Origin of the sequence: Streptomyces sp. NPDC003035, from assembly GCF_042888285.1 — a bacterium.
GTDB lineage: Bacteria > Actinomycetota > Actinomycetes > Streptomycetales > Streptomycetaceae > Streptomyces.
In genome coordinates this window covers 727,392-753,806 of sequence record NZ_JBIAPJ010000002.1, presented here as the reverse complement: position 1 = coordinate 753,806, position 26,415 = coordinate 727,392, and the positions used below count along the sequence as shown (strand labels likewise).

General features: G+C 72.7%; 26 protein-coding genes. 14 read left to right on the top strand and 12 right to left on the bottom strand.

Annotated features, from left to right (window positions below; translation table 11 throughout):
* Window positions 1-63 precede the first annotated feature (63 nt).
* Complete coding sequence (locus ACFYV5_RS09565) at window positions 64-693, top strand: hypothetical protein (protein ID WP_355105989.1); 630 nt, start codon at window positions 64-66, stop codon at window positions 691-693.
* A 126-nt stretch (window positions 694-819) separates the two neighbouring features.
* Here ACFYV5_RS09565 and ACFYV5_RS09560 read toward each other — a convergent pair whose 3' ends face one another.
* Genes ACFYV5_RS09560 through ACFYV5_RS09550 form a run of 3 tightly spaced genes read right to left on the bottom strand, consistent with a single transcriptional unit; the run spans window position 820 to window position 3,833 of the window.
* Window positions 820-1,953 carry an Mrp/NBP35 family ATP-binding protein gene (locus ACFYV5_RS09560; RefSeq protein WP_389166286.1) on the bottom strand — a complete coding sequence of 378 codons (1,134 nt, stop codon included), beginning with the start codon at window positions 1,951-1,953 and terminating at the stop codon, window positions 820-822.
* Window positions 1,954-1,996: 43 nt separating this feature from the next.
* Window positions 1,997-2,572, bottom strand: coding sequence for a DUF1003 domain-containing protein (locus tag ACFYV5_RS09555; protein WP_355105859.1), 576 nt, complete (start codon window positions 2,570-2,572; stop codon window positions 1,997-1,999).
* On the bottom strand, window positions 2,565-3,833 hold the full coding sequence (locus ACFYV5_RS09550; protein WP_355105861.1) for a magnesium transporter MgtE N-terminal domain-containing protein: 1,269 nt from the start codon (window positions 3,831-3,833) through the stop codon (window positions 2,565-2,567). Before ACFYV5_RS09550 ends, ACFYV5_RS09555 begins: the two co-directional genes overlap by 8 nt.
* Before the next feature lie 187 nt (window positions 3,834-4,020).
* Here ACFYV5_RS09550 and ACFYV5_RS09545 point away from each other — a divergent pair, with 187 nt between their 5' ends.
* On the top strand, window positions 4,021-4,815 hold the full coding sequence (locus ACFYV5_RS09545; protein WP_389166282.1) for a hypothetical protein: 795 nt from the start codon (window positions 4,021-4,023) through the stop codon (window positions 4,813-4,815).
* Between the two features lie 25 nt (window positions 4,816-4,840).
* Here the strand turns inward: ACFYV5_RS09545 and ACFYV5_RS09540 are convergent, their stop codons facing one another.
* Together ACFYV5_RS09540 and ACFYV5_RS09535 are read right to left on the bottom strand one after the other, a co-directional pair.
* Window positions 4,841-5,353 carry a hypothetical protein gene (locus ACFYV5_RS09540; protein ID WP_389166280.1) on the bottom strand — a complete coding sequence of 171 codons (513 nt, stop codon included), beginning with the start codon at window positions 5,351-5,353 and terminating at the stop codon, window positions 4,841-4,843.
* 13 nt (window positions 5,354-5,366) lie between these two features.
* Window positions 5,367-6,506, bottom strand: coding sequence for a magnesium and cobalt transport protein CorA (locus ACFYV5_RS09535; protein WP_389166277.1), 1,140 nt, complete (start codon window positions 6,504-6,506; stop codon window positions 5,367-5,369).
* Between the two features lie 410 nt (window positions 6,507-6,916).
* On the opposite strand from ACFYV5_RS09535, the gene ACFYV5_RS09530 reads away from it, so the two are divergent.
* From ACFYV5_RS09530 to ACFYV5_RS09515, 4 genes are all read left to right on the top strand, one after another.
* Window positions 6,917-7,501, top strand: coding sequence for a suppressor of fused domain protein (locus tag ACFYV5_RS09530; protein WP_355105869.1), 585 nt, complete (start codon window positions 6,917-6,919; stop codon window positions 7,499-7,501).
* Between the two features lie 147 nt (window positions 7,502-7,648).
* Window positions 7,649-8,287, top strand: coding sequence for a DUF6758 family protein (locus ACFYV5_RS09525; RefSeq protein WP_355105871.1), 639 nt, complete (start codon window positions 7,649-7,651; stop codon window positions 8,285-8,287).
* A gap of 110 nt (window positions 8,288-8,397) precedes the next feature.
* Entirely contained in the window at window positions 8,398-9,264 is an 867-nt protein-coding gene (locus ACFYV5_RS09520; protein ID WP_389166273.1) for a PHP domain-containing protein, read from the top strand.
* 896 nt (window positions 9,265-10,160) lie between these two features.
* Window positions 10,161-10,766, top strand: coding sequence for a MarC family protein (locus ACFYV5_RS09515; protein ID WP_355105875.1), 606 nt, complete (start codon window positions 10,161-10,163; stop codon window positions 10,764-10,766).
* A gap of 98 nt (window positions 10,767-10,864) precedes the next feature.
* Here ACFYV5_RS09515 and ACFYV5_RS09510 read toward each other — a convergent pair whose 3' ends face one another.
* Window positions 10,865-11,017 carry a hypothetical protein gene (locus ACFYV5_RS09510; RefSeq protein WP_128980654.1) on the bottom strand — a complete coding sequence of 51 codons (153 nt, stop codon included), beginning with the start codon at window positions 11,015-11,017 and terminating at the stop codon, window positions 10,865-10,867.
* Window positions 11,018-11,192: 175 nt separating this feature from the next.
* Here ACFYV5_RS09510 and ACFYV5_RS09505 point away from each other — a divergent pair, with 175 nt between their 5' ends.
* Window positions 11,193-12,131 carry an NYN domain-containing protein gene (locus ACFYV5_RS09505; protein ID WP_355105877.1) on the top strand — a complete coding sequence of 313 codons (939 nt, stop codon included), beginning with the start codon at window positions 11,193-11,195 and terminating at the stop codon, window positions 12,129-12,131.
* Window positions 12,132-12,164: 33 nt separating this feature from the next.
* Here the strand turns inward: ACFYV5_RS09505 and ACFYV5_RS09500 are convergent, their stop codons facing one another.
* Together ACFYV5_RS09500 and ACFYV5_RS09495 are read right to left on the bottom strand one after the other, a co-directional pair.
* Window positions 12,165-13,025, bottom strand: a complete 861-nt coding sequence (locus ACFYV5_RS09500) for an alpha/beta hydrolase (protein WP_355105879.1) — start codon at window positions 13,023-13,025, stop codon at window positions 12,165-12,167.
* Window positions 13,026-13,143: 118 nt separating this feature from the next.
* Window positions 13,144-15,273: a DEAD/DEAH box helicase gene (locus tag ACFYV5_RS09495; RefSeq protein WP_389166268.1), complete on the bottom strand. Its 2,130-nt coding sequence runs from the start codon at window positions 15,271-15,273 to the stop codon at window positions 13,144-13,146.
* A gap of 486 nt (window positions 15,274-15,759) precedes the next feature.
* On the opposite strand from ACFYV5_RS09495, the gene ACFYV5_RS09490 reads away from it, so the two are divergent.
* The gene (locus ACFYV5_RS09490) at window positions 15,760-16,536 is read left to right on the top strand and encodes a ferritin-like fold-containing protein (RefSeq protein ID WP_389166265.1); all 777 of its coding nucleotides are present in this window, start codon (window positions 15,760-15,762) and stop codon (window positions 16,534-16,536) included.
* A gap of 60 nt (window positions 16,537-16,596) precedes the next feature.
* On the opposite strand, the gene ACFYV5_RS09485 is transcribed toward ACFYV5_RS09490, so the two are convergent.
* From ACFYV5_RS09485 to ACFYV5_RS09470, 4 genes are all read right to left on the bottom strand, one after another.
* Window positions 16,597-16,866: a hypothetical protein gene (locus ACFYV5_RS09485; RefSeq protein ID WP_355105885.1), complete on the bottom strand. Its 270-nt coding sequence runs from the start codon at window positions 16,864-16,866 to the stop codon at window positions 16,597-16,599.
* 193 nt (window positions 16,867-17,059) lie between these two features.
* Window positions 17,060-17,287, bottom strand: a complete 228-nt coding sequence (locus ACFYV5_RS09480) for a DUF3107 domain-containing protein (protein ID WP_355105887.1) — start codon at window positions 17,285-17,287, stop codon at window positions 17,060-17,062.
* Window positions 17,288-17,428: 141 nt separating this feature from the next.
* Window positions 17,429-18,088, bottom strand: a complete 660-nt coding sequence (locus ACFYV5_RS09475) for a TetR/AcrR family transcriptional regulator (RefSeq protein ID WP_355105889.1) — start codon at window positions 18,086-18,088, stop codon at window positions 17,429-17,431.
* A gap of 146 nt (window positions 18,089-18,234) precedes the next feature.
* On the bottom strand, window positions 18,235-18,450 hold the full coding sequence (locus ACFYV5_RS09470) for a hypothetical protein (protein WP_389166261.1): 216 nt from the start codon (window positions 18,448-18,450) through the stop codon (window positions 18,235-18,237).
* Between the two features lie 134 nt (window positions 18,451-18,584).
* On the opposite strand from ACFYV5_RS09470, the gene ACFYV5_RS09465 reads away from it, so the two are divergent.
* From ACFYV5_RS09465 to ACFYV5_RS09440, 6 genes are all read left to right on the top strand, one after another.
* A complete protein-coding gene (locus ACFYV5_RS09465) occupies window positions 18,585-19,574 on the top strand; it encodes an alpha/beta fold hydrolase (protein ID WP_389166258.1) in 990 nt (329 codons plus the stop codon).
* A gap of 8 nt (window positions 19,575-19,582) precedes the next feature.
* A complete protein-coding gene (locus ACFYV5_RS09460) occupies window positions 19,583-21,070 on the top strand; it encodes a DUF3152 domain-containing protein (protein ID WP_389166256.1) in 1,488 nt (495 codons plus the stop codon).
* A gap of 266 nt (window positions 21,071-21,336) precedes the next feature.
* Window positions 21,337-22,959 (top strand): DUF3492 domain-containing protein, encoded by a 1,623-nt coding sequence (locus ACFYV5_RS09455; RefSeq protein WP_389166253.1) that lies wholly within the window; start codon window positions 21,337-21,339, stop codon window positions 22,957-22,959.
* A 13-nt stretch (window positions 22,960-22,972) separates the two neighbouring features.
* Complete coding sequence (locus ACFYV5_RS09450; RefSeq protein ID WP_389166250.1) at window positions 22,973-24,391, top strand: hypothetical protein; 1,419 nt, start codon at window positions 22,973-22,975, stop codon at window positions 24,389-24,391.
* Between the two features lie 319 nt (window positions 24,392-24,710).
* Entirely contained in the window at window positions 24,711-25,682 is a 972-nt protein-coding gene (locus tag ACFYV5_RS09445; protein WP_389166248.1) for an NAD-dependent epimerase/dehydratase family protein, read from the top strand.
* On the top strand, window positions 25,670-26,413 hold the full coding sequence (locus tag ACFYV5_RS09440; RefSeq protein ID WP_355105903.1) for a spherulation-specific family 4 protein: 744 nt from the start codon (window positions 25,670-25,672) through the stop codon (window positions 26,411-26,413). Before ACFYV5_RS09445 ends, ACFYV5_RS09440 begins: the two co-directional genes overlap by 13 nt.
* The last annotated feature ends 2 nt before the right edge of the window (window positions 26,414-26,415 follow it).

The following is a 26,415-nucleotide window of genomic DNA, read 5'->3' as shown; positions in this document are numbered from 1 at the left end:
TCGGTGGCTATCCTCCATCTGTTGTCCGCCGACGCGGGCACGACGATCGAGGAGGCGGCCGAGATGGAGACGACGAGTCGGGTGGAGGGAGTGCCAGGAGCCCGGCGTACGGTCGACGGCTTTCTGCGCGCACCCTTCGCCTGGTACGGACTTGACGAGGCGTTCACCGGCCCGCGCTGGCTGATGCAGGTGGGCACGGCGGCGGACGGGACCGTCCAGTACGGCTCGATGGGCCACGGGGACGAGCCGTCCATAAAGTCCGATGCGAGCGGAGCCGAGAAGGAGCGCTTCGCGGTCGTCGTGACGGTCGCGGCGAGTCCGGTACGCCGCACGGGTGACGGTACGGGTGTTCTGGAGGCCACCACGGTCGCCTCCGCCGCCTGGCTGGCCGGCTCGGGACTGCTCGCGTACACCTGGCCCGCGCAGCTGGACCACTCGCTGCGGGACGACTGGCTGGACCAGCAGACGGAGACCGCGTTCGAGCTGGCGGACGACCTGGACGGCCCGGAGTGGTCGACGCTGTCGCTGCCGGTGGACGGGGTGCCGATGCCGTTCCACTACCGGGAGTCGGAGTTCGGGTGGGTGCTCGCCGGTTCGGCGGGTGAGGTGCACATCGGGGCGTACGGCAGGGGGATGAGCGCGTACGGGTTGGCGTTCTCCGCGGTGGAGGACCTGGAGGCGTACGCCTCCTAGGCGCGCGAAAGGGCGCCGCTCTCGTGAGCGGCGCCCTTCACGCTGCGCGGACCGTGCGGGCCGGTGGCCGGGTTGTGCCCACCCGTTCCGCCCCAGCGGAACAGTTGCCCACAACCCACGTGGCGGCTAGAACTTGTTCCTCGGCGTGATGCCCAGGCTCATGCCCGAGAGGCCGCGCGCGCGGCCGCCGAGCTTGCCGGCGATGGCGCGGAGCGCCGAGCCCGCCGGGGAGTCGGGGTCGGTGAGGACGACCGGCTTGCCCTCGTCGCCGCCCTCGCGCAGGCGGACGTCGATCGGGATGGACCCGAGGACCGGCACCGTCGCGCCCGTGGTCCGCGTCAGACCGTCCGCGACCCGCTGGCCGCCGCCCGAGCCGAAGACGTCGACCATCTCGTCGCAGTGCGGACACGGCAGGCCCGCCATGTTCTCGACGACACCGACGATCTTCTGGTGGGTCTGGACGGCGATCGAGCCGGCCCGCTCGGCGACCTCGGCCGCCGCCTGCTGCGGGGTGGTGACGACGAGGATCTCGGCGTTCGGCACCAGCTGCGCCACGGAGATCGCGATGTCGCCCGTGCCTGGGGGCAGGTCGAGCAGCAGCACGTCCAGGTCGCCCCAGTACACGTCCGCGAGGAACTGCTGGAGCGCGCGGTGGAGCATCGGGCCGCGCCACACGACCGGGGCGTTGCCCGGGGTGAACATGCCGATGGAGATGACCTTCACGCCGTTCGCGGACGGCGGCATGATCATGTTCTCGACCTGGGTCGGACGGCCGTCCGCTCCCAGCATCCGGGGCACGGAGTGCCCGTAGATGTCGGCGTCGACGACACCGACCTTCAGCCCGTCCGCGGCCATCGCCGCGGCGAGGTTCACGGTCACGGAGGACTTGCCGACGCCGCCCTTGCCGGAGGCGACCGCGTACACGCGGGTCAGCGAGCCGGGCTTGGCGAAGGGGACCTCCCGCTCGGCCGTCGTGCCGCGCAGCGCCGCCGCCAGCTCCTTGCGCTGCTCGTCGCTCATCACGTCCAGCGTCACGTCGACGCCGGAGACGCCCTCCACCCGGGAGACCGCGTCGGTCACGCGCTGGGTGATCGTGTCGCGCATCGGGCAGCCGGAGACGGTGAGGTAGACCGTGACGGCGACCTTGCCGTCGGATCCGATGTCCACCGACTTGACCATGCCGAGTTCGGTGATCGGTTTGTTGATCTCGGGGTCGTTCACCGTCGCCAGTGCTTCAAGCACCGCGTCTTCCGTAGCCATACGGACGATGGTACGGCGCCGACCACCGGCCTCGGAAAGCCCGTCAGCGGTCGGTTACGTCACTTCTGCGATCGTCACCGGAAGGGAATGGATCCCGGCGGCCCCGATGGCCGTCCAGGCGCTCCTCCAGCTCCTTCGTCAGGTCCACCAGCTCCGAGCGGATCCAGTCGCGCGTGGCCACCTCGCCAAGACCCATCCGCAGGGCCGCGATCTCCCGGGTCAGGTACTCGGTGTCGGCGATCGACCGCTCGTTCTGCTTCCGGTCCTGTTCGAGGTTGACCCGGTCCCGGTCGTCCTGCCGGTTCTGGGCGAGGAGGATCAGCGGGGCCGCGTACGAGGCCTGGAGCGACAGGGCGAGCGTCAGGAAGATGAACGGGTACTCGTCGAACTTCAGCGACGACGGCGCGAAGACGTTCCACAGCACCCAGACGATGATCGTCAGCGTCATCCAGACGAGGAAGCGCCCCGTCCCCAGGAATCGGGCGATCCGCTCCGACATGCGCCCGAAGGCCTCGGGGTCGTACTCCGGCAGCAGCCGGGCCCGGCGCTCGCGCGGCAGGTCGAGCCGGATCCGGGGCATGGACCGCTCCCGCTCCCGGTCCGGGGTGCGCTCAGCCATTCGAGGCCCTCTCCTCGTGGAACTCCGTCTCCCGCCAGTCCTCCGGCAGCAGATGGTCGAGCACGTCGTCGACGGTGACCGCGCCCAGCAGCGACCCGCTCTCGTCCACCACGGGCGCCGCGACCATGTTGTAGGCGGCGAGATAGCTGGTGACGGCGGGCAGCGGAGTGTCCGGCGCGAGCGGTGGCAGATCGCTGTCCACCAGCGAGCTGACCAGCGTGAACGGCGGATCGCGCAGCAGCCGCTGGAAGTGCACCATGCCCAGGTACTTGCCCGTCGGCGTCTCGTCGGGCGGCCGGCACACGTACACCTGCGCCGCGAGTGCGGGGGAAAGATCCTGCTGCCGTACGCGGGCCAGCGCGTCCGCGACCGTGGCGTCGGGCCGCAGCACGATCGGCTCCGTCGTCATCAGGCCGCCCGCGGTCCGCTCCTCGTACGCGAGCAGACGGCGTACGTCCGCCGCGTCGTCCGGGCGCATCAGGGTGAGCAGCCGCTCCTTGTCCTCCTCCGGCAGCTCGGAGAGCAGGTCGGCCGCGTCGTCCGGGTCCATCGCCTCCAGGACGTCGGCGGCCCGCTCCTCCTGCAGCTTGCCGAGGATCTCGATCTGGTCGTCGTCCGGCAGCTCCTCCAGGACGTCGGCGAGCCGGTCGTCGTCGAGGGCGGCGGCGACCTCGGCCCGCCGTTTGGGCGAGAGGTGGTGCAGCACGTTGGCCAGGTCGGCGGGGCGCAGCCGCTCGAAGGTGGCGACCAGGTTCTCCGCCCCCTGCCCCTCCTCCTCCAGCGAGAACCCGGTCACGGCCGACCACTCGACGGTCAGCGCCTCGCCCTTGCGGCGCAGCGCGCCGGGCTTGCCGCGCCGTACGAAGACCTTGTCGATCTCCCAGTCGCGGCGGGCCGGAAGCTGCTGGATGGCCACGTCGAGGACGGTGACCTCCTCGTCCGTCTCCACGAGCCGCACCCGGCGGTCGAGCAGTTCGCCGAGGACGAGCCGTTCCGTGGGGCGCTGCTCGAAGCGGCGCATGTTCACCACGCCCGTGGTGATGACCTGGCCGGACTCGACACCCGTGATCCGGGTCATCGGGACGAAGACCCGGCGACGGCTGAGGACCTCCACGACCATGCCGAGCAGCCGCGGCGGGCGGCGGCCCACCCGGAGCATGGCGACGAGGTCGCTGACCCGGCCGACCTGGTCGCCGTTGGGGTCGAACACGGGGACACCGGCGAGATGCGAGACGAAGATCCGGGGGGCGCCTGCCGCCATGCCACGCGCCTCCTCGGTGCCGCACGATTCGGGTCATTGCTGAGGTATGCCGGATTCAGGCTAGCCCGTGCCATTCCACGGCGCTCCGGCAGAGCGCCCGTACGGCTGCCTGCGGGGACGCTCCGCGGCCCGGGTACGCTGCGGTCTGCCGTCCCCCCCACCGACGACGTTTCGAGAGGCAGCGCAGGTGACCGCACTCCCCACTGCATCGCGCATCCGCCGGGCTGTCCTGCCCGTGGCGCTCTGCGCCGGTCTCGCGGCGGGTCCCACCGCCTGCGCATCGGATCCGGACGAGGGGACGAACGGGGTCGGGAAGCTCGAGGCGACCGCCATCGAGCAGAAGGCCCAGTCCGCGGCCGACACGGCGAAGGCGGTGCGGCTGGCCGGGACGCTGGTCAGCAAGGGCGGCACCTACAAGCTGAACATGCGGCTCAAGCAGGACGGCGCGAGCGGTTCGGTGACGACGAAGAACAGCACCTTCGAGCTGCTGCGGATCGGCGAGGCGCTCTATCTGAAGGCCGACGCGGGCTTCTGGGCGCACGACGACAAGGCGTCCGAGGACACGGCGTCCGGCGGCGGGTCCGGCGCGCCGAGCGAGTCGGACGACGCGGACAGTGAGGCCGCCGACAAGCTCGACGACAAGTACGTGAAGGTGCCGCAGGACGACCCCTCGTACAAGCAGCTGCGCGGCTTCACCGACATGGATCTGCTCCTCGACGGGCTCATCGGGCTGCACGGCGAGGTCGTCAAGGGCGACCGCGACAAGATCGGCGGCATCCGCACGGTCAAGGTCAAGGGCGGCGAGGACGGCGAGGGCGGCACGCTCGACGTCGCGCTGGACGGGACGCCCTTCCCGCTCCGGTTCGCGCGCGGCGGCGGAGCGGGGGTGGTGGTGCTGTCCGAGTGGGACAAGGACTTCCCGCTGGAGGAGCCGTCGAAGGACCAGACCCTGGACTACGGCAAGCAGCTGCCGCGAGCCTGAGGGCAGGACACCCCCAGGCGCCGGGTCAGCGCTTGCGGCGCTTCAGGAGCAGACGGGGGAGCGCCGCCGGTGCGGGGCGTCGTGTCGTGGCCTGCGACGGCTGCGGGACCGCCGCCAGGGAGCCGTCCGGCAGATCGGTCGTGGAGCCCACCGGCTCCAGCCGCAGCACCCGGCACTCGCGCGCCCAGCGCTCCGGCATCGCCTCGCCGTCCGTCGCGTTCAGGCGCTTGCCCTTCAGCTCGGCGACGGCCGCGTCCCACGCCTCCGAGCGCGGAGCCAGTTCGCTCACGGTCGCCGTCCACGCGACGATCCGGCCGCCCTTGTCCTTGCTGCGGACCGTCACCTCGGCGGCCGCGCCCGCGACGAGGCCGGGCAGCGGCTGCTCGCCCGGGCCGTCGCCCACGACGTGCGCCGCGCCCTCGTGCCAGACGTGCCACAGCGCCCGGGCCACGGGGGCGTCGCCCCGGACCCAGATGAGCCCGGACTTCTTGGTGGCCTCCTCGACGAGGGCGAGGTCGAGCGGCGGCGTACGTGTCATGCCCCGCAGCTTATTAGAGCCAGCCGTTGCGCTTGAGGGTGCGGTGGATGGCGAAACAGATCACCGTGATGCCGACGAGCACCATCGGGTAGCCGTACTTCCACTCCAGCTCGGGCATGTGGTCGAAGTTCATGCCGTACACCCCGCAGACCGCCGTCGGCACGGCGATGATCGCCGCCCACGAGGTGATCTTGCGCATGTCCTCGTTCTGCGTGACGGTCGCCTGGGCCAGGTTCGCCTGGAGGATCGAGTTGAGGAGCTCGTCGAAACCGACGACCTGCTCCTGCACGCGCGCGAGGTGGTCGGCGACATCGCGGAAGTACTTCTGGATGTCCGGGTCCACCAGCCGCATGGGGCGCTCGCTCAGCAGCTGCATCGGGCGCAGCAGCGGGGTGACGGCCCGCTTGAACTCCAGTACCTCACGCTTGAGCTGGTAGATCCGGCCGGTGTCCGTGCCGCGCGTGGACCCCTTGGCCGGCGGGGAGAAGACGTCGATCTCGATCTGGTCGATGTCGAGTTCGACGGCGTCGGCGACCGCGATGTAACCGTCGACGACGTGGTCGGCGATGGCGTGGAGGACGGCGGAAGGGCCTTTCGCCAGGAGCTCCGGCTCGCTCTGGAGGCGGTGGCGGAGGTTGCGCAGCGAGCCCTGTCCACCGTGCCGGACGGTGATGACGAAGTCGGGGCCGGTGAAGCACATCACCTCACCGGTCTCGACGACCTCGCTCGTCGCGGTGAGCTCGGCGTGCTCGACGTAGTGGATCGTCTTGAAGACGGTGAAGAGGGTGTCGTCGTACCGCTCCAGCTTGGGGCGCTGGTGGGCGTGGACGGCGTCCTCCACGGCGAGCGGGTGGAGCCCGAACTCCGCGGCGATACCGGAGAATTCGGCCTCGGTCGGCTCGTGCAGACCGATCCAGGCGAAGCCGCCGCTCTCCCGCACCTGACGCATCGCGCCACGCGGCGTCAGACAGGCGCGGTCGTCCACGCGGCGGCCGTCGCGGTAGACGGCACAGTCGACGATGGCGCTGGAGGCGGACGGGTCACGGGTGGCGTCGTAGTTGGCGTACGGCGAGGCGAGGGCGGGGCCGGCCTTGCGCAGGGAGGGGCGCAGGGAGGGGCGGACCGCTGCACGCAGGTCACGGATCATCGACATTTGGCATGCTCCTTCACGGAGAAGCCGCCGGCGAGGCGTGGCACAGCCCGGAATGGGGACGGGGAGCTACGTCGTCCACAAAGCGGGCGGCACCGCGGAAACGCGGTGACGGCGTTCGCTACAGACAGGCAAAGGCGAAGTGCTCTTCCGTCGTGCGAGATGCCGGGTGACGAGCGGACCGGGTACGGAGCCTCAGATCACCGGGAGAAGCGCACCGGGCTAAAGGTGCGGGGCGGAAGAGCGGTTGGTACTGCCCGACCGACTTCGATCCACGCAGCCCCACCTCCTCCAGCCGGTCCCCCTTGGGGGATGACGAGTAGTCGGGAGTCCCGACCAGCGGCCAAGACTATCAGCCGACTGAGGGTCAATCCCTTCCATTGCCCGTTTCCTGCGCGCTTTATGCTCAGGTCATGGGAGAAGTTCTTGCTCTGGTCGAGGCCCGGCTGCGTACGGCGCTCGGTGAACCGGACGCGCGGGCCGCGGTGACGTTCCTCGGCACGGACCGGATCGAGGTGCTCCGCTTCATCGACGGCGATGTCGTGCGGTACGCCACGCTCGGGATGTCCGCGCACCCGATGACCGACCCGACGTCCGCGCTCGCCGACCCCGTGAAGGGCCCGCGCGCCGAACTGGTGCTGTCGGTACGGGCCGGGCTCGCCGACACCGACAAGGTGCTGCGCCCGCTCGCCGTCCTCGCCTCGACCCCCCAGGTCGAGGGCGTGGTGGTGGCCGCCGGTGCCTCGCTCGACGTGGGCGAACCCCTGTGGCCCGGGGCCCCGTTCAGCTCGGTGCTGGTCGCTGAGCCGGGCGGACTGGTGGAGGATCTGGAGCTCGACGAGCCGAGGGATCCGGTCAGGTTCCTGCCGCTGCTGCCGATGACCCCGAACGAGGCGGCGTGGAAGCGGGTGCACGGGGCACAGGCCCTGGAGGAGCGCTGGCTCACGAACGGCACGGATCTGCGGGACCCGCTGCGCAGGTCCGTACCGCTGGACTAGCCCTCGGCCGCAATGGGTGCATTCTGCACGGAACTCGTGAGAGGGACTTATGAGTGCAGACCGCATCCATAACTGCGGGTGAACTGGTCGGGCCGGACGGGTGATCGTCCTTGACGCGGACGCGGAGGGGTAGGACCGTTGGGCTCTATGAGGGGCGAACCCAGTTGCCCGAAGTGCGGTGGCCGGGTCAGGGCGCCCGGTCTTTTTGCCGACTCCTGGCAGTGCGACGTGCATGGCTCGGTGCACCCGCTGCAACCCGTGATCCCGCCCAGCGTCGAGGCCCTCGGTGTCGTGGTGCACCGGGCTCAGGTACCGGTGTGGATGCCGTGGCCCCTACCCGTCGGATGGCTCTTCACCGGGGTCGCGTACGCCGGTGACGACCGCAGCGGAGGACGCGCGACGGCCGTCGCCTGCTCCGGTCCCGGGCCGCTCGGGGGCATCGGTGAGCTGCTGCTCGTCGCCGAGGAGCTCGGCGTCGGGCTCGGTGCGCGGTACGCCGGGATGGACGGGCCGGACCCCGGTCCGCACATGGCGATCGAGAAGCCCGCCCAGGCCAAGGTGCTGGCCGCCGGGCGGCCGACGCCGCTGTGGCACGTGAACGGCGCGCCTCAGGACCGCGCGGTCTTCGCGGGGGAGGCGCGGGGGCTGTGGCTCTGGGCGATCGTGTGGCCCGAGCAGTCCGGACTGCTGATGTACGACGAGCTGGTGCTGACCGACCTGCGGGACGCGGGTGCGGAGGTCGAGCTCCTGCCGTGCGGGGCGCTGACGCCGCGTCTGCTGAAGTAGTCCGGGGGTAGGGGGCCACGGGGGCGGGGGCTTTCGGGGGTGGGGTGTTCGATTCCCCCGTTATGCTGGAGCGTCCCCTTCGTCCGCCCCGAACCCTGGAGTACCGCGTCGTGCGCATCGATCTGCACACCCACTCCACGGCGTCGGACGGTACGGACACCCCGGCCGAGCTGGTCCGCAACGCGGCGGCCGCCGGACTCGACGTCGTCGCCCTCACCGACCACGACACGACCCGTGGGTACGCCGAGGCGATCGCCGCGCTTCCCGAGGGGCTGACCCTCGTCACCGGAGCCGAGCTGTCCTGCCGCATCGACGGCGTCGGCCTGCACATGCTCGCGTACCTCTTCGACCCCGAGGAGCCCGAACTGGCCGCCGAGCGCGAGCTGGTCAGGGACGACCGGGTGCCGCGCGCCCGGGCGATGGTCGGCAAGCTCCAGGAGCTCGGCGTGCCGGTCGCCTGGGAGCAGGTCGCCCGGATCGCGGGCGACGGTTCGGTGGGCCGCCCGCACGTCGCGGAGGCGCTGGTCGAGCTGGGGGTCGTACCGGACGTGTCCGGGGCGTTCACGCCGGAGTGGCTGGCGGACGGCGGACGGGCGTACGTGGACAAGCACGAGCTCGACCCCTTCGACGCGATCCGGCTCGTCAAGGCGGCCGGCGGCGTGACGGTCTTCGCGCATCCGCTCGCCGTCAAGCGCGGCGAGGTCGTGCCGGAGTCCTCGATAGCCCGGCTCGCGGAGGCGGGCCTCGACGGCATCGAGGTCGACCACATGGACCACGACGAGCCGACGCGGGCGCGGCTGCGTGGGCTGGCGAAGGAGCTGGGGCTGCTCGCCACGGGCTCCAGCGACTACCACGGCAGCCGCAAGACATGCCGCCTCGGAGACTTCACCACCGACCCCGAGATCTACGGCGAGATCATCCGCCGTGCCACAGGCGCCTTCCCGGTCCCGGGCACGGGCGGACCCACCGGCCCCTGATGGGACCCCACGGCCGTCCACCGCTCATGACCCCGACGGGGCCCGGGCCGCGCCCCTGCGGGGACGTCGAGCCGGCCACTTCCTGACGGAAGCCGGTCGGGCCTGCGGCGGGAGCTCGGCTGGCTGCCGGCGGGGGTCTTCCGGCGGAAGCCGGTCGGGTCCGCGGCGGGTTTCCGGCGGTAGCTGTCGGCGGGAGCTTGGCTGGCTGCCGGCGGGGACCTTCCCGGCGGAAGCCGGTCGGGCCTGCGGCGGTAGCTCGGCTGGTCGGCGCGGGTTCTCCCGGCGGAAGCCGGTCGGACCCACGGCGGGTTTCCGGCGGTAGCTGTCGGTGCAAGCTCGGCTGGCGGCCGACGGGGATCTCCCGGCGGAAGCCGGTCGGGCCGGCCGGTTCCTGACGGAGCTGTCGTCTGCGGGATTCCGATCCGGTCTCCTGGCGGAGACGCTCGGCTGGATGCCGGCGGGGTCTTCCCGGCGGAGGCCGGTCGGGCTCGGACGGGCCCGTCTGGTTCCTGACGCAGGCTGTCGCCTGCGGCGGGATCCGGTCTCCTGGCGGAGACGCTCGGCTGGATGTCGGTGCGGGTCGTTCCGGCGGAAGCCGGCCGGACCCGCGGCGGGAGATCGGCTGGATGTCGGTGCGGGTCGTTCCGGCGGAAGCCGGCCGGCTTTGCGGCGGGTTTCCGGCGGTAGCTCTCGCAGGAGGTCGGCGGGCCCAGTCTCCGGCGGAAGCCTGCGGCGGGACGGCGGCGTGAGTCCTCCGGCCGGAGCGGTCCCGCCTGATAGGCCTGATTCGCCCGCCCCGCCCGGTCCCCGTCAGGGTCCCCCACCGTTCGTTTCACCCCCGCGCCCCCATAAGGGCGCCCCCCACCCCTCGTACACCCCTCATCGCAAGGCACACCGTGTTCGACGTCGCCGTCTTTGGCTCGCTCTTTCTGACCCTCTTTGTGATCATGGATCCCCCCGGGATCACCCCGATCTTCCTCGCCCTCACCTCCGGCCGGGCCACCAAGGTCCAGCGGCGGATGGCCTGGCAGGCCGTCGTCGTGGCCTTCGGGGTCATCACCGTCTTCGGCATCCTCGGGCAGCAGATCCTCGCCTATCTCCACGTGTCCGTTCCCGCCCTGATGATCGCGGGCGGTCTGCTCCTGCTGCTCATCGCGCTCGACCTGCTCACCGGCAAGACCGACGAGCCCAAGCAGACCAAGGACGTCAACGTCGCTCTCGTCCCCCTCGGCATGCCGCTGCTCGCCGGGCCCGGTGCGATCGTGTCCGTGATTCTCGCCGTGCAGCACGCCGATGGCGCCGCCGCCCAGATCTCGGTCTGGGCCGCCATCGTCGCCATGCACATCGTGCTCTGGCTGACCATGCGCTACTCGCTGCTGATCATCCGCGTCATCAAGGACGGCGGCGTCGTGCTCGTGACCCGGCTCGCCGGCATGATGCTGTCGGCCATCGCCGTGCAGCAGATCATCAACGGCGTGACCCAGGTGATCCAGGGCGCCTAGCCCCGCCGCCACCACCGCACGCACACCACTGCGCCCCCGTACGGATTCCGGTACACGGAGTCCATGCGGGGGCGCGGTGCGTCTGAGCGGTTGCCTTGTTATGAGGCCGTGGTCTCGGCCGGGCGGATCCAGATGCGCTGGCCGATCGAGGCGGCCTGCTGCACGATCCGGTTGACGGAGGCGGCGTCCACGACGGTTCGGTCGACGGGCGTGCCATCGATGTCGTCGAGTCGCAGGATTTCGAAGCGCATGGGCTTCTCCCTTCGTCTGAGTTGATCCTCCTGGTGGAGAACTGCGTTACGTAGTGGTCCAACGGCATGCATCCTGCAAACATTCCCTACGCTAAGGAAATTTTTTGGATGCCTAACTACTATGCGGTAGGGGACATTGGCGAGCAGGGCCGGAGCGGCGGAGAATGAGCCCCGTATGAACGACGCAGAGACACCCCAGACGACGCCCGGCGGCCCGTTCCGCGACCCGGTCCGTGACCTCGGCACCCGCCTGGAGCGCACCAATGAGCTCCTGCAGCGGATGCTGGCCGAGGTGGCCAAGACTCCTTCTACCCACGCCATCTTCGTCGACGCAGGTTACGTCTATGCTGCGGCCGGGTTGCTGGTCGCGGGCACCGAGGACCGACGCTCCTTCGACCTCGACGCCGAGGGAATCATCGAGGCCTTCATCGACAAGGCCCGGACGATCTTCGCGGACAGCCGGCTGCTGCGCGTCTACTGGTACGACGGCGCCCGGCGCCGGATCCACACCCCCGAGCAGCAGTCGATCGCCGAACTGCCCGACGTCAAGGTCCGCCTCGGCAACCTCAACGCCAACAACCAGCAGAAGGGCGTCGACTCCCTCATCCGCTCCGACCTGGAGTCGCTCGCCCGGCACCGCGCCATCAGCGACGCCGCCCTCGTCGGCGGCGACGAGGACCTCGTCTCGGCCGTGGAGGCCGCGCAGGGGTACGGGGCCCGCGTCCATCTGTGGGGCATCGAGGCCGCCGAGGGACGCAACCAGGCCGAGCCACTGCTCTGGGAGGTCGACAGCCAGCGCACCTTCGACCTCGACTTCTGTCGCCCGTACGTCACCCGGCGCCCCGTCACGACGTACGAGAACGAGGGCGAGCCCCCGCCCTCGCGCGACGAGGTCCGCTTCATCGGCGCCCAGATCGCCGCCACCTGGACCGGCGAGCGCGGCCGCGAGGCCATGGCCGAGCTGCTGCCGGGGCATCCGTACCTGCCGGGACCGGTCGACCAGGACCTGCTCATCGAGGCGGAGAAGCTGCTCAGCCGCTCCCTGCGCGGACACGCGGCGCTCCGCAGGGCGCTGCGGGACGGGTTCTGGCAGCACCTCCAGGCCCAGTACTAGCGAGTCTCCGGGGGCCAGGCGGGTCGGCGCGACCTACGGGCAACGTTCCCAGAACGCGGTCAGCCGGTCGGCCAGCTCCTCCGGATGGGACACGTTGGGGGAGTGGCCCGCGCCCACGACCACCGTGTGATGGGCCCCGGTCCGCAGTGCCGCCTCCGCCAGGCCCGTCGGAGGCCAGACCATCTCCTCGTCCCCGTACGCGATGTGCAGGGGCACGGTGAGCTGGGCCAGTTCGGCCGCTCCGTCCCGGCCGCGCCGCAACAGCCGCCCGGCCACGGAGAGTTGGACGATCTGCGTGCTCATCCAGCGACGCCGCAGGAACAGCACGATCTCCGGGGGGTCCGTGATCCCCGGCTCCTCGCCGCGGCTGTCCAGCCAGCGCGTGGCCCGCCACACCCGCTCCTTGGGCAGCACCGCGAGCGCGCCGCGCAGCACCCGGACCCGGATGCGCTGCGGGCGGGCGACCGGGCCGGGCCCTGACGACAGGAGCGTCAGCGAGCGGAACGCGTCCGGGGCCAGCAGAGCCGCCCCACGGGCCACCACCCCGCCGAACGAGTGCCCCAGCAGATGGACGGGCCCGTCCTCGAGCGCCGCCGCCTGGGCGATGACGTCGAGGGCCAGCGCCCGTCGGCTGTAGGCGGAGCGGTGGCGTGGTCCCGGGCTCTCGTGCTGACCCCGCCCGTCGACCGCGACGGCGCGGTAGCCGGCGTCGCTCAGCGGCCCGAGCAGTGCGAGGAAGTCCTCCTTGCTGCCGGTGTATCCGGGCAGCAGCAGCGCCGTACCGAGGGCCTCGCCCTCCGGTGCGGTGTCCAGGACGGCGAAGGCGCCCCGCGCCGTCATCAGCCGGTAGGCACGCGTGCGCGGCGGCGGTGCCAGGAACCGGGGCTTGCTCATAGAGGGACTGTAACCGCTGATCGGAAGGGGTCCGTCGGTGGTACGACGGGGCCAGGCAGCGCACAGCGGCCCGGCCCCTGGGAAGGGACCGGGCCGCTGAGGGCGGTGCGACGACGCGTCAGCTCTCGGGCTGGGCGGCCGCGGCCTTCTTCGTCGTGCGGCGACGCGGGGCCTTGGGGGCCTCGGCCGTCTCGGTGGCCTCCGCCGGAGCGGCGGCCGCCTTCTTCACCGTACGGCGGCGGGGGGCCGCCTTCGGCTCGGAGGCGTCGGGGGCCTCGGCGGCGACGGCCTTCTTTGTCGTACGGCGACGGGGAGCCTTGGGGGCCTCCTCGACGACCGCGGCGACCTCCACGGCCGGGGCCTCGACGGCCGGAGCCTCGGCGGCGGCCTTCTTGGTCGTGCGGCGACGCGGGGCCTTGGGGGCTTCCTCGACGATCTCGGCGATCTCGGCGGCCGCAGGGGCCGTCTCGACGACCGTGGCGGCGGCCTTCTTGGCCGTCCGGCGGCGGGGGGCCTTCTTGGGCTCCTCGACCGTCTCGGTGACCGTCTCCACGACCACCTCGGCGACCGGCGCGACCTGCTCCACCGCCGCGAGGGCGGCGGCAGCGGTCTCGGGGGTCTGGAAGCCGACCGACTCGGCCGCGGGCTTGAGCACACGGGCACGGCGGCGGCGCGGGGCCTTGGGGGCCTCGTCCACCGGCGAGCCCTGCGCGACCACGGAAGCGACGCGAGCCACCGGAGCCGTAGGCGCCACCGGAGCGGCGGGGGCCGCGGGGGCCTCCTTCACCGGGGCGACAGGGGCCTCGACGACCGGGGCGACAGCGGCCTCCACGACCGCGGTGCCCGACGCGCCACCCGTACGGGTACGGCGACGACGACGCGGGGTGCGCGGCTCGGCGGAGGCGTCCTCCGCGACCGGGGTCGCGACGGCGGCCGTCTCCTCCGGAGCGGAACCACCACGCGTACGGCGACGCTGGCGCGGGGCGCGCGTACGGTCCGGGCGCTCCTCGACCGCGGGGGCGGCCGGCTTGCGGCCGCCACGGCCGTTTCGGCCGCCGGGCTCGCCGAGGTCCTCGAGCTCCTCCGCGCCCAGACCCGCACGGGTCCGCTCGGCGCGCGGCAGGACGCCCTTGGTGCCCGCCGGGATGTCCAGCTCCTCGAAGAGGTGCGCGGACGTGGAGTACGTCTCGAGCGGGTCGTGGAAGTCCAGGCCCAGCGCCTTGTTGATCAGCTGCCAGCGCGGGATGTCGTCCCAGTCGACCAGCGTGACCGCCGTACCCTTCGCCCCGGCGCGGCCGGTGCGGCCCACGCGGTGGAGGAAGGTCTTCTCGTCCTCGGGCGTCTGGTAGTTGATGACGTGCGTGACGCCCTCGACGTCGATACCGCGGGCGGCGACGTCGGTGCAGACGAGCACGTCCACCTTGCCGTTGCGGAAGGCGCGCAGCGCCTGCTCGCGGGCGCCCTGGCCGAGGTCGCCGTGGACCGCGCCGGACGCGAAGCCGCGCCGCTCCAGCTGCTCGGCGATGTCGGCCGCCGTGCGCTTCGTACGGCAGAAGATCATCGCGAGACCGCGACCGTTGGCCTGGAGGATGCGCGAGACGAGCTCGGGCTTGTCCATGGAGTGCGCGCGGTAGACGCGCTGCGTGGTGTTCGCGACCGTCGCGCCCGCGTCGTCCGGGGACGTGGCGCTGATGTGCGTCGGCTGCGACATGTAGCGGCGGGCCAGGCCGATGACCGCGCCCGGCATGGTCGCCGAGAACAGCATGGTCTGGCGCTTCGCCGGAAGCATGTTGATGATCTTCTCGACGTCGGGCAGGAAGCCCAGGTCGAGCATCTCGTCGGCCTCGTCGAGGACCAGGGCCTTGACGTGGGACAGGTCGAGCTTGCGCTGGCCGGCCAGGTCGAGCAGGCGGCCCGGGGTGCCGACGATGACGTCGACGCCCTTCTTGAGCGCCTCGACCTGGGGCTCGTACGCCCGGCCGCCGTAGATGGCGAGCACGCGGACGTTACGGACCTTGCCGGCGGTCAGCAGGTCGTTGGTGACCTGGGTGCACAGCTCGCGGGTCGGGACGACGACCAGGGCCTGCGGCGCGTCGGTCAGCTGCTCGGGCTTCGCCCGGCCGGCCTCGACGTCCGCGGGGACGGTGACGCGCTGCAGGAGCGGCAGGCCGAAGCCGAGCGTCTTACCGGTGCCGGTCTTGGCCTGGCCGATGACGTCGGAGCCGGAGAGCGCGACCGGAAGGGTCATCTCCTGGATGGGGAAGGCGGTGATGATGCCGACGGCTTCGAGCGCCTCGGCCGTCTCGGGAAGGATTCCGAGCTCTCGGAAAGTCGTAGTCAGGGTGCTGCCTCTTCTGTGAGACGCGGCGCGAGGCGAACGCTGGGGGTCGTACCGTGCCGATTCATTCCGGCCGGATCGACGAATGGATCACAGCCGGGTGGCGCGGGACCACTGCCGTCGCTCGAGCGTCGTGCCGCTGAGGGTCCCTCCTGCGGGTGCGCGGGGAGGGCTGTCGGGTCGGAGCCAGTCGGGCCACCGACCGGGCATCCTCATTCATGAGCCGGCCCACCGGGTACGTCCGAACGTGCGAAAGCATGTCCGCATACTCAGCAGGCGCTTTACCACTGTACCCCGGATTCGCGCATGTGTGTTGGGAGAATTCGCGATGAGGGCGCGGTCACAGTGACTGACCAGGGCCTTACGGGGGTCGGGGAGCGGGCTATTGTGCGCTTCATGGAGACGCCTGACAACGCCACGCCCGCCGGAGAGAACGCCGCGGAGACCGCCGCGGAGACCGAGGAGCTCACCGGGATCGCCGCCCAGGACTGGGCCACGGCATCCGCCGAGCCGCAGTACCGCGCCGCGGTCGTCGACCTGCTCGGCGCGCTGGCCTACGGCGAGCTGGCGGCCTTCGAGCGGCTCGCCGAGGACGCCAAGCTCGCGCCGACGCTCGCCGACAAGGCGGAGCTGGCGAAGATGGCCTCCGCGGAGTTCCACCACTTCGAGCAGCTGCGGGACCGGCTGGCCGCCGTGGACGCCGAGCCGACGGCCGCGATGGAGCCGTTCGCCAAGGCGCTCGACGACTTCCACCGGCAGACCGCGCCGTCGGACTGGCTGGAAGGCCTGGTCAAGGCGTACGTCGGCGACTCGATCGCCAGTGACTTCTACCGGGAGGTGGCGGCCCGCCTCGACTCCGACACGCGCGGCCTCGTGCTCTCGGTGCTCGACGACACCGGTCACGGCAACTTCGCCGTGGAGAAGGTCCGCGCCGCGATCGACGCCGACCCGCGCGTCGGGGGCCGGCTGGCGCTCTGGGCCCGCCGTCTGATGGGTGAGGCGCTCTCCCAGGCGCAGCGCGTGGTCGCCGAGCGGGACTCGCTCTCCACCATGCTCGTCGGCGGAGTCGACAGCGTGGCCGCCGGCTTCGACCTGGCGGAGGTCGGCCGGATGTTCTCCCGTATCACCGAGGCCCACACCAAGCGCATGGCCGCGCTGGGTCTCGCGGCGTAACGACTGCGGCGCGCGGGGCGTATCCCGTCGCGAGGCGTGTTCCGGTCGGGGCGGCGCTGTTCACGCCGCCGCTGATCGGCGCAGGCGGCGGGAGGCCGGCCGGATCAGCAGCGAGAGCAGGACCGCCGCGACCGCGACCGCGCCGAGCAGCGTGGCGAGGGCGTGGCCGGGGCCCAGGGCCCCATGGGTCACCAGGGCGCCGAACACGGCACCCGACGAGCCCGTGGTGAGGACGACCCCCCGTGCGGGGAGGCGGTCGGGCAGCCGGTGCACGGCGGCCCAGGCCAGGGCGAGTCCGAGCAGGGCGGAGCCGAGGGCTTCCAGGAACACGGGATCACCTCGCGTGCGGTGCGGGGCGGGCAATCGGTCGTAGGCGGTCCTACCCGGGCCGCCCCGGCCGCAATCCTTCCCGGCGCCCCTCACCAGGACATTCGCCCAGGGCGTAGGCACGCGCCGGCCCCTGGACACACGGAAGGCCCGGCGGATCGGATCCGCCGGGCCTTCACCTGTTCGGTCGTACGTCTCAGAGCGCGCCGAAGCCCACCCGGCGGACGGCGGGCTCGCCGATCTCGACGTACGCGATCTTGTCGGCCGGGATCAGGACCTTGCGGCCCTTCTCGTCCTCGAGGCTGAGCAGCTGCGCCTTGCCGGCCAGCGCGTCGGCCACGGCGCGCTCGACCTCCTCGGCGGACTGCCCGCTCTCCAGAACGATCTCCCGGGGTGCGTGCTGCACGCCGATCTTGACCTCCACGGCTATGTCCCTCCGAACGGTCAGCGTTGCGCGTCTCCCGCGCCGTACGCTGCACACATTAGCCCGGTGAGGGGATCCGTACGGCGCACCGGCGGAACGCCAGGAGCGAACAGCGAGGGCCGCTCGGTCGGCGAGGACCGCTCAGTGCCCCTCGGCGACCGGCTGGCCGTCCGTCGGGTGCAGCGGGAAGCCCGCGATACCGCGCCAGGCCAGCGAGGTCAGCAGCGCCACCGCCTTGTCACGGGGGATGGCGGACTCGCTGGAGAGCCAGTAGCGCGCCACGACCTGCGAGACACCGCCCAGGCCCACGGCCAGCAGCATCGACTCGTCCTTCGACAGGCCGGTGTCCTCGGCGATCACGTCCGAGATCGCCTCGGCGCACTGCAGGCTGACCCGGTCCACCCGCTCACGCACGGCCGGCTCGTTGGTCAGGTCGGACTCGAAGACCAGGCGGAACGCGCCGCCCTCGTCCTCGACGTACGCGAAGTACGCGTCCATCGTCGCCGCGACCCGGAGCTTGTTGTCCGTCGTGGACGCCAGCGCGGTGCGCACGGCCTGGAGAAGCGCCTCACAGTGCTGGTCGAGCAGGGCCAGGTAGAGCTCCAGCTTGCCCGGGAAGTGCTGGTAGAGCACCGGCTTGCTGACGCCCGCCCGTTCGGCGATGTCGTCCATCGCGGCGGAGTGGTACCCCTGCGCGACGAACACCTCCTGGGCCGCACCCAGGAGCTGGTTCCGTCGGGCTCGGCGCGGCAGGCGCGTGCCCCGAGGGCGTGCTGCCTCTGTCTGCTCGATGGCTGTCACGCCGCCTCCCAAATATCGATCCATGCGCGCTGTGGCGCCGCGCCGCCATCGTACTTTTGGGTAACCCGGCTGTGCGCGGTGCGGACGCAGAATTTCACGGACCGGACGCCCCGGGCGACAGGCGATTCAATATTAAACCGAACAAATCAGCGGTAGTCGTCTTCGTCCAGAGTGACGACCCGTGTCTGTTCGGACGCGTCCGCCGGGTTCGCGGAGTCCTGTTCGAGATGAGTGGGTTGCTCGTCCTCCTGGTGAAGCACTTCCGTGTGCTGCTCCGCGGCGTCGGCCTCGGGGATTTCCTCGTCGAGCACAGCGTCCTCTTCCTCGGCGAATGTCTCCGGCTCGCTCGGATCGACAGTCATGCGCTTCCTTCCGGCATGCGGGTCCTCTCCGATTGCCCTCTTTCCGAGCGTAGAAGCACTCTTCGCGCGGCGCACCCCTACCTGTGACGCCACCCACACGCGCCGCCGCGTGATCGTCTCGTAATATTGCGGCCATGTCGTCGACCGAGCTGCCGGAGACCCGGACCGCCGCCGCACCGCCCACGGCGCCGGTCCGCGCCGTACGGGTGGCGGACGGCGAGGTGTTGCGCTCCGTCGCCCTGCCCGGGCTCACGCTGACCGTACGGGCCCGGCCGGGCAACCGGCCGGGGCTCCCGCCCGCGCTCTACGTGCACGGCCTCGGCGGCTCCTCGCTGAACTGGTCGGACATGATGCCGCTGCTCGCGGACCAGGTCGACGGCGAGGCCGTCGACCTTCCCGGCTTCGGCGACTCCCCGCCGCCCGACGACGGCAACTACTCGCTCACCGGACACGCCCGCGCCGTCATCCGGCTGCTCGACTCCGGCGGACGCGGCCCGGTCCATCTGATCGGCAACTCGCTCGGCGGCGCCGTCGCCACCCGCGTCGCCGCCGTCCGCCCCGACCTGGTCCGCACGCTCACCCTGGTCTCCCCGGCCCTGCCCGAACTGCGCGCCCAGCGCAACGCCTGGCCGACCGCGCTGCTCGCCCTGCCGGGCGTGGCGCCCCTGTTCTCGAGGCTGACCAAGGACTGGACGCCGGAACAGCGGGTCCGCGGGGTGCTCTCCCTCTGTTACGGAGACCCCGGCCGGGTCACCGACGAGGGCCTGCGCCACGCGGTGGAGGAGATGGAACGGCGCCTGGAACTCCCGTACTTCTGGGACGCCATGGCCCGGTCCTCGCGCGGCATCGTCGACGCGTACACGCTCGGTGGTCAACACGGGTTGTGGCGGCAGGCGGAACGAGTGCTCGCGCCGACGCTGCTCGTCTACGGCGGCCGTGACCAGCTCGTTTCGTACCGGATGGCGCGCAGGGCGGCCGCCGCGTTCCGCGGCTCGCGCCTCCTGACGCTTCCCGACGCCGGACATGTGGCGATGATGGAGTACCCCGAGACGGTCGCCACGGCCGTCCGGGAGCTGATCGAAGCCTGCGAAGAGCGCGGCACAGACAACAGCGGCGGGAGCTGATCCGGGGCGTGGGACGACATAGTCGGAAGGGGCACGCGCCCGCTCCCCCCGCCGATCCGGGGCAGCGGGAAGCGGCCGAGCCGGGGACGGGACGCCGCAGGCGCGCGCCGGGCCAGGATTCCCCGGACGAGTACGCCGAGGGGGCGTACGGACAGCGGAGCCCGTACGGGCAGAGCGGATACGGCCGCCAGGGCGGGGCCGGACCGAGGCACGGGGCAGGACCGCGGCCGGGCGCCGGGCAGACGGGATACACCCAGGGCCCCGGCGCGCTGGGCGGGTACGGGCAGGGTGCGGGCGGCCAGGGCTCCGGCGCGCTGGGCGGGTACGGGCAGGGTGCGGGCGGCCAGGGCTCCGGCGCGCAGGGTGGGTACGGCCAGGGCCCGAGCGCGCAGGGTGGGTACGGACAGGGCTCCACGCAGGACGGCGGTCGGCCCGTCTGGGACACGCCGATGCACGGTACGCCGATGTACACGGCCGCCGCCGAGGCGTCCGTACGGGGCGGGCATCCCGAACACGCCGAGGCGCCGCGGCGGCCCCAGGGGCATGGCGAACGGCAGGGGGCGGGGGCACGCGGGCCGGCGCAGGAGGAGACCGCCGCGCAGGCTCCGTACATCCCGGGGCAGCGGCGCGAGACCGTCCCCGACGAGCTTCCCGAGGAGCCTCCGGCCCGGGCCGGAGGCAAGGGCCGGACGCTCACCGGCATCGCGGCCGCCGCCGTCACCACCGTCCTCGCCGTCGTCGTGGCCGGTCAGGTGGCCGAGCGCGACTCCGGCAGCCCCCTGGCCCACGCGGCCGAGGGCTCCGCCGACCGGTCCGTCGAGGACGGCGGCGCCTCGCGCTCCGACAGCCGGCCGACTCCCGCGCTGCCCGCACCCGCAGTGCCGGTCGCACCGCCCACGTACGAGCAGCTGATGACCCGCCAGTTCCCCATCGACCCCAAGCTCACGGGCTCGGGCGAGTTCGAGGCCGTGGCGGGCTTCGAGAAGGCGCCGGGCAAGGGCCGCAAGGTCCGCTACCGGGTCGACGTCGAGAAGGGGCTCGGACTCGACGCGGCACTCTTCGCGCAGGCCGTGCAGAAGACCCTCAACGACCCGCGGAGCTGGGCCGGTCGGGGCGCGATGACGTTCGAGCGGATCTCCAGCGGGGAGCCGGAGTTCGTGATCACGCTCGCCAGCCCCGGCACCACCGGCGCCTGGTGCGCGAAGTCGGGTCTGGACACCACCATCGACAACGTCTCCTGCGACTCCGCGTCCACGTCCCGGGTGATGATCAACGCGTTCCGCTGGGCTCAGGGCTCGGAGACCTTCGGCGACAAGGCGATGTTCGCCTATCGCCAGATGCTCATCAACCACGAGGTCGGGCACCGGCTCGGACATAGCCACGTGATCTGCCGTACCCCCGGGGCCCTCGCCCCCGTCATGCAGCAGCAGACCAAGTCGCTGGAGGTCGACGGCATCAAGTGCCGCCCCAACCCCTGGGTGCATCCCGGGAGTTGAGGTCCGCCCTCCGGGATCGGCCTTTCGGGTCCAGGCGTTCTCCCTGTCGCCCCGCCTGGCTGGGGCCCCGGCCTGACACAGCGTAGCCGCATCGCCCCGTAGCGCGACGGAACGCCACCGGGGCGGGAAAGTTACGTGCATTCACCCCTTCCGGTGGCGCGACGGACAACCGTCCATCGCGCCACCGGCATATCCGCTTACGTTCTTCCCGCTGCGAGTCGCCGAGCCACGGCGTCCGCGAGGCAAGGGAGATCGGGGGTGTGCTCATGCGGATCGGACTGCTGACCGAGGGTGGATACCCGTACGCCACGGGTGATTCGAGACTCTGGTGCGACCGGCTCGTGCGCGGGCTCGCGCCGCACGAGTTCGACGTGTACGCCCTCAGCCGCAGCGCCCGTCAGGAGGACGCGGGCTGGATCGACCTGCCCCCCCACGTCCAGCGCGTCCGCACGGCCCCGCTCTGGGCGCCCGAGGACGACGGACACACCTACGGGCGGCGCGAACGGCGCTGGTTCGCCGGCCACTTCGGTGCGCTCGTGACCGGCGTCTGCGCCGACGACGAGGAGTCCGGCGCGCGCTCCTTCGCCGACGGGCTCTACGGACTGGCCGAACTCGCCCGCGAGCGCGGCGGGCTCTACGCCGCCCTCCGCTCCGAACTCGCGGTCCGCACCCTGGAGTCCGCCTGCCGCGCCCCCGGCGCACGCCGGGGCGCGGCAGCCGCCACCGTGCCCGACTACCTCGACTTCGTCGACCAGCTGGAGCGCGCCCTGCGCCCGCTGTCGCTCGACTGGTACGAGGACGACGGCCTCGGTGCCGTCGACCTCTGCCACGCCGCGTCGGGCGGATCGGCGGCGCTTCCCGGCCTTTTGGCCAAACGCTTCTTCGGCACTCCGCTGCTGGTCACCGAGTACGGCGTACACCTGCGCGCGCAGTACCTCGCGGCCACCGACGCTCCTCGGTCCGCGCCCGTGCGTGCCCTGCTCGCCGGCTTCCACGGCCGGCTCGCCGCCGAGGTCTACCGGCAGGCCGCGCTCCTCACCCCCGGCAACACGCACGCGCGCCGCTGGCAGGAGAAGTGCGGGGCCGACCGGGCCAAGCTGCGCACGGTCTACCCCGGTATGGAGTCCGAGCGGTTCACCGAGGTCGGCGAGGACGAGGAAAGCGGCGATCCGGCCACCCTCGTCTGGGTCGGCCGCGTCGAACCGGCCAAGGACCTGATCGCCCTGCTGCACGCCTTCGCGGAGGTGCGCAAGGAGCAGCCCGAGGTCCGGCTGCGGATCATCGCGGCCCCGGTGCGCGAGCCCGGCGCCGACGCGTATGTCGCGCACTGCAGGGCGCTCGCGGCGCAGCTCTTCCCGGACGAGGCCGCCGGCGCGCACGCCGTCGGCGAGAACCCGGTCACCTTCGAGGAGATCGGCGGACCGGAGGCGCCGACGCTCGCCGAGGCGTACGCGGCCGGCGCGGTCGTGGTCCTCTCCAGCGTCGTCGAGGGCTTCCCGATCAGCCTGGTCGAGGCGATGTTCTGCGCCCGGGCGACGGTCTCGACGGACGTGGGCGCCGTCGTCGAGGTCATCGGCGGCACCGGGCTCGTCGTACCCCCGCGCAATCCGCGGGCGCTCGCGGACGCGTGCCTCGCGCTCCTGCGCGACCCCGAGCGCCGGTACCGACTGGGCGCCGCGGCCCGCGCCCGCGCGCTCGAACTCTTCACCGTCGAGCAGAACCTCGCGGCATTTCGCGGCATTTACCTGGAACTCCTCTCCCACTCGCCGGTACGCCGCCGCGCCGTCGAAGGCGTCCCCTTCGCCCATCCGGCCGAGGCGTACGTCCCCGGTACCTGGGCGGACCAGCCCGTGAGCGCCGCCGCCGGAGCGGGAGACCCCGATGCCTGAAGGAGGCACCCCCATGCGCGGCTCCGCCGCCCCCACCAGCCCCGGCCCCTGGGACTCCCACTCCGAGGCGCTCCTCGAGACGACGGCGCTGACGGTGGCCGTGACGGTCTCGGTGACGACCGACGGGCTGCCGTCCGCGAAGCCCGTGAAGCCCTCGGAGTGCGCGAAGTCCTCGGAGTCCTCGAAGTCCGCCACGCTGCCGGACGCGTGGCGCGCCGCGGCCCGTCCGGAGCCGGAGCCTCCCGCACAGGCCCGCGCGGGCCACGGGCCGCAGGCCGAGGCGGCGCCGGGCGAGGGGTCCCGCCCCGGAGCGGCCGGGGTGGCCGACGAGGGCATTCCGGTGGCCGGCGTGCCCGGCCCCGGCGACTCGGCGGCGGCAGGGGGCGTCAGCAAGCCGGCCCGGCGAGGGCCGGCCGATCCCGTCAAAGCGCTCATGCACCGGCACCGGGAACTGTGCGAGCGGGCCGTAGACCCCCTGGAGATCGCCGCCGGACTCGAGGCCCACGGCGTCACCGACCGGACCGCGGCGCGGTTCCGGCACCGGGACGTGTTCTCGCTCGCCGAGGAGCTCTACGCGCGCGTGCCGCGGCAGAACGGGGCGCCCGTACGCCCCGCGGCCGGGGACGGCACGCGTACCGGGTGGGCCGGGTGGACGCTGGCCGCCCTCATGCCCGGGGCCGTCGCCGCCCTCACCGTCAGCGGACTCACCCTCACCGAAGGGCCCGTGCGCCTCGCCGTCGGCGTGGCCGGGGCCCTCGGCCTGGCCGCCGCACTGGCCGTCGCCGTCCGGCGCGGCCCCCTGCGTGCCGCCGGCCGCACCGTCCCCGCCGCCCGCGTCTGGACCCTCTGGCTCCTCGCGTACGCGGTCGGCGGGGACGGTCTCCTCGCACAGGTGCTCGCCGGCGGACCCGACGGAGCCTGGGACATCGCGCCCCAGCCCCTCCTGGGTCTCGCCCTCGCCGTCGCCCCCGCCGCCTGGTGCGCCCGCCTCTTCGCCGTCAGGGCCCGCCGCAAGCTCGCCGCCAGCCGCGGCCTGGAGGACTTCGCCGCCGGCACCCGGCCCCTGCTCCTCGCCACCGTGGCCCTCCATGTGGCCGTCCTCGCGGGCCTGTCGGGCCTGACGGGCTTCGCGCCGGGCGCCCTCGCCCTCGGCACCCTCCTCCTGCTCGCCAGGCTCCTCACGGTCCACGGATTCCCCGAGACCGCCGCGAGCGGCCTCGCCGCCGCCTGCGCCGCCGAGGGCCTCGCGCTCGCGAGCGTCCTGGCGGGCCGGCTCCCCGGCTGCGACCTGCTCGCCGTCCCGGTCCGGGCCCTCGTCGACAGCTGGGGCCCCGGCGCCGTACCCACCGTCGTCTGCGGCGCCGCGGCGCTCGGCCTGCTGGCCCACGCCACCGCCGCCCTCTCCCGGGCCTCGGCCCACGCCAACCCCTAGGGGGTGCCATGCCGAACTTTCCGGGCTCGCGTGCCCTGGCACCACGCTTCACCGCGTCACCGTCGGTCGCCGGTTCCCCGCACCAGGCCCCGCTCCCTGATCCCGCCCGGTCGCCACGCGCGCCACGCCGGCGCCCCTCGTCGCGGCAGCCGCTGACGGCGGCGCGGCCCGGCCGGAACGCCGCCCCCCTGAACCCCGGCGCACCCGCGGAGCCGACGCCGCGGGCGTGCCCGCCACGCAGGACCCCATCCCAAGGAGACGAAAGAGACATGACCTCCCAACACCCAGCAACGGCCGGTCGGCGCGAAGGGGCCGCGCGATGAGGGTGCTGCTGCTCGGAGCCAATGGATTCATCGGCCGCTTCGTCGCCGACCGGCTGCTCGCCGACCCGGCCGTGCACCTCACCGCCCTCGGGCGGGGCGACGACGCCGACGTACGGTTCGACCTCGCCGGCGGCAGCCCCGGCGCCCTGACCCGGTTCCTGGACGCCGTCCACCCCGGAGTCGTCGTCAACTGCGCCGGCGCCACGCGCGGCGGCGCCCGGGAACTGACCCGGCACAACACCGTCGCCGTCGCCACCGTCTGCGAGGCCCTGCGCCGCAGCGGCTGCGGCGCCCGGCTCGTCCAGGTCGGCTGCGCCTCGGAGTACGGGCCCTCCCAGCCGGGATCCTCGACCGCCGAGGACGCCGTGCCCCGCCCCGGTGGTCCGTACGGCGTCTCCAAGCTGGCCGCGACCGAGCTGGTCCTCGGGTCCGGACTCGACGCGGTGGTCCTCCGGGTCTTCTCCCCGGTCGGCCCCGGCACCCCGGCAGGCTCCCCGCTCGGCCGCCTCGCCGAGGCCATGCGCCGCGCCATGCAGGCAGGCGACGGCGAGCTCAAGCTCAGCGGGCTCGGCGTGCAGCGCGACTTCGTCGACGTACGGGACGTGGCCCGCGCCGTCCACGCGGCCTCGCTCTCCGCCGCCCAGGGCGTCGTCAACATCGGCACCGGCCGCGCGGTCAGGCTGCGCGACGCCGCCGCCGTCCTGGCCCGTGTCGCCGGATACGCCGGGACCCTGCACGAACTCGACGGCCCGCACGGCCCGCCCCAGCGGACCGGCATGATCGGGGCGCCGCGCACCGAGACCATCGCCGACCAGCTGGCCGCCGCGCCCTACCCGTACCCCGACGGCTGCGGCAGCTGGCAGCAGGCCGACGTCCGCACCGCCCGCGACCGGCTCGGCTGGCGCCCCCGCATCAACCTGGAGGAGTCGCTCGCCGACATCTGGATGGAGGCGGCATGTCGCATCTGACCACGAGCACGACCGGGGCCGTCCAGGAGATGGGGGTCGGCGTCCCGGGCTACGCCCACCCGCTGCTCGCCCCCGTCGAATGGGCCGAACTGACCCGCCCCGGCACCCCCCTGCACTGGGCCGTGCTCAACGTCGCCGACGGGCCGGGGGAGCGCCCCGATCCGCACTGCCTGGAGGCGGCGGGAAAGCTGCGGAACGCCGGGGTCAGGGTCCTCGGCCACCTGGACATGTGCCACGGCTCGCGCGAGTTCGGCGAGCTCGTCTCGGACGCCCACCGCTTCCTCGACTGGTACAGGGTCGACGGCTTCTATCTGGACCGGTGCCCCACCGACCGGGCCGACCTGCCCGAGGTGAGACGCGTCACGGCCACCCTGGAGGCGGTCCTCGGCGGCGAGGCCCACCTCGTCCTCGGCCATGGCACCCATCCGTACCCCGGCTACGCCGAGACCGCGGACCAGCTGGTCACCTTCTCCGGGCCGTGGACGGACTACCGCTGGTCGCAGGTGGCCGAGTGGACCGCCGAGTATCCGCCGGAGAAGTTCGTCCACCTCGTCCACGGGGTGCCGCGCACGCACCTCGACGAGGCGATGCGGATCGCCCGCTGGCAGGGGGCGGGGACGATCTTCTTCACGGACCATGCGGACCGCACCGGACAAACCGACCCATTCCAAACTCTGCCCGGCTACTGGGACGAAATCGTCTCGCGCATTGGACCAGGTGTCTCGGAATGAGA

What these genes read in the sequence shown, in the direction of transcription:
- ACFYV5_RS09495 (WP_389166268.1), bottom strand. Translation starts at nt 15,273, where the DNA reads ATGACCCTTCCGGTCGCGCTCTCCGGCTCCGACGTCATCGGCCAGGCC.
- ACFYV5_RS09465 (WP_389166258.1), top strand. Translation starts at nt 18,585, where the DNA reads ATGTCGTCGACCGAGCTGCCGGAGACCCGGACCGCCGCCGCACCGCCC.
- ACFYV5_RS09505 (WP_355105877.1), top strand. Translation starts at nt 11,193, where the DNA reads ATGAACGACGCAGAGACACCCCAGACGACGCCCGGCGGCCCGTTCCGC.
- ACFYV5_RS09540 (WP_389166280.1), bottom strand. Translation starts at nt 5,353, where the DNA reads ATGACACGTACGCCGCCGCTCGACCTCGCCCTCGTCGAGGAGGCCACC.
- ACFYV5_RS09440 (WP_355105903.1), top strand. Translation starts at nt 25,670, where the DNA reads ATGTCGCATCTGACCACGAGCACGACCGGGGCCGTCCAGGAGATGGGG.
- ACFYV5_RS09510 (WP_128980654.1), bottom strand. Translation starts at nt 11,017, where the DNA reads ATGCGCTTCGAAATCCTGCGACTCGACGACATCGATGGCACGCCCGTC.
- ACFYV5_RS09550 (WP_355105861.1), bottom strand. Translation starts at nt 3,833, where the DNA reads ATGGCGGCAGGCGCCCCCCGGATCTTCGTCTCGCATCTCGCCGGTGTC.
- ACFYV5_RS09525 (WP_355105871.1), top strand. Translation starts at nt 7,649, where the DNA reads ATGAGGGGCGAACCCAGTTGCCCGAAGTGCGGTGGCCGGGTCAGGGCG.
- ACFYV5_RS09535 (WP_389166277.1), bottom strand. Translation starts at nt 6,506, where the DNA reads ATGTCGATGATCCGTGACCTGCGTGCAGCGGTCCGCCCCTCCCTGCGC.
- ACFYV5_RS09555 (WP_355105859.1), bottom strand. Translation starts at nt 2,572, where the DNA reads ATGGCTGAGCGCACCCCGGACCGGGAGCGGGAGCGGTCCATGCCCCGG.
- ACFYV5_RS09445 (WP_389166248.1), top strand. Translation starts at nt 24,711, where the DNA reads ATGAGGGTGCTGCTGCTCGGAGCCAATGGATTCATCGGCCGCTTCGTC.
- ACFYV5_RS09530 (WP_355105869.1), top strand. Translation starts at nt 6,917, where the DNA reads ATGGGAGAAGTTCTTGCTCTGGTCGAGGCCCGGCTGCGTACGGCGCTC.
- ACFYV5_RS09490 (WP_389166265.1), top strand. Translation starts at nt 15,760, where the DNA reads ATGGAGACGCCTGACAACGCCACGCCCGCCGGAGAGAACGCCGCGGAG.
- ACFYV5_RS09565 (WP_355105989.1), top strand. Translation starts at nt 64, where the DNA reads ATGGAGACGACGAGTCGGGTGGAGGGAGTGCCAGGAGCCCGGCGTACG.
- ACFYV5_RS09470 (WP_389166261.1), bottom strand. Translation starts at nt 18,450, where the DNA reads ATGACTGTCGATCCGAGCGAGCCGGAGACATTCGCCGAGGAAGAGGAC.
- ACFYV5_RS09455 (WP_389166253.1), top strand. Translation starts at nt 21,337, where the DNA reads ATGCGGATCGGACTGCTGACCGAGGGTGGATACCCGTACGCCACGGGT.
- ACFYV5_RS09560 (WP_389166286.1), bottom strand. Translation starts at nt 1,953, where the DNA reads ATGGCTACGGAAGACGCGGTGCTTGAAGCACTGGCGACGGTGAACGAC.
- ACFYV5_RS09450 (WP_389166250.1), top strand. Translation starts at nt 22,973, where the DNA reads ATGCGCGGCTCCGCCGCCCCCACCAGCCCCGGCCCCTGGGACTCCCAC.
- ACFYV5_RS09500 (WP_355105879.1), bottom strand. Translation starts at nt 13,025, where the DNA reads ATGAGCAAGCCCCGGTTCCTGGCACCGCCGCCGCGCACGCGTGCCTAC.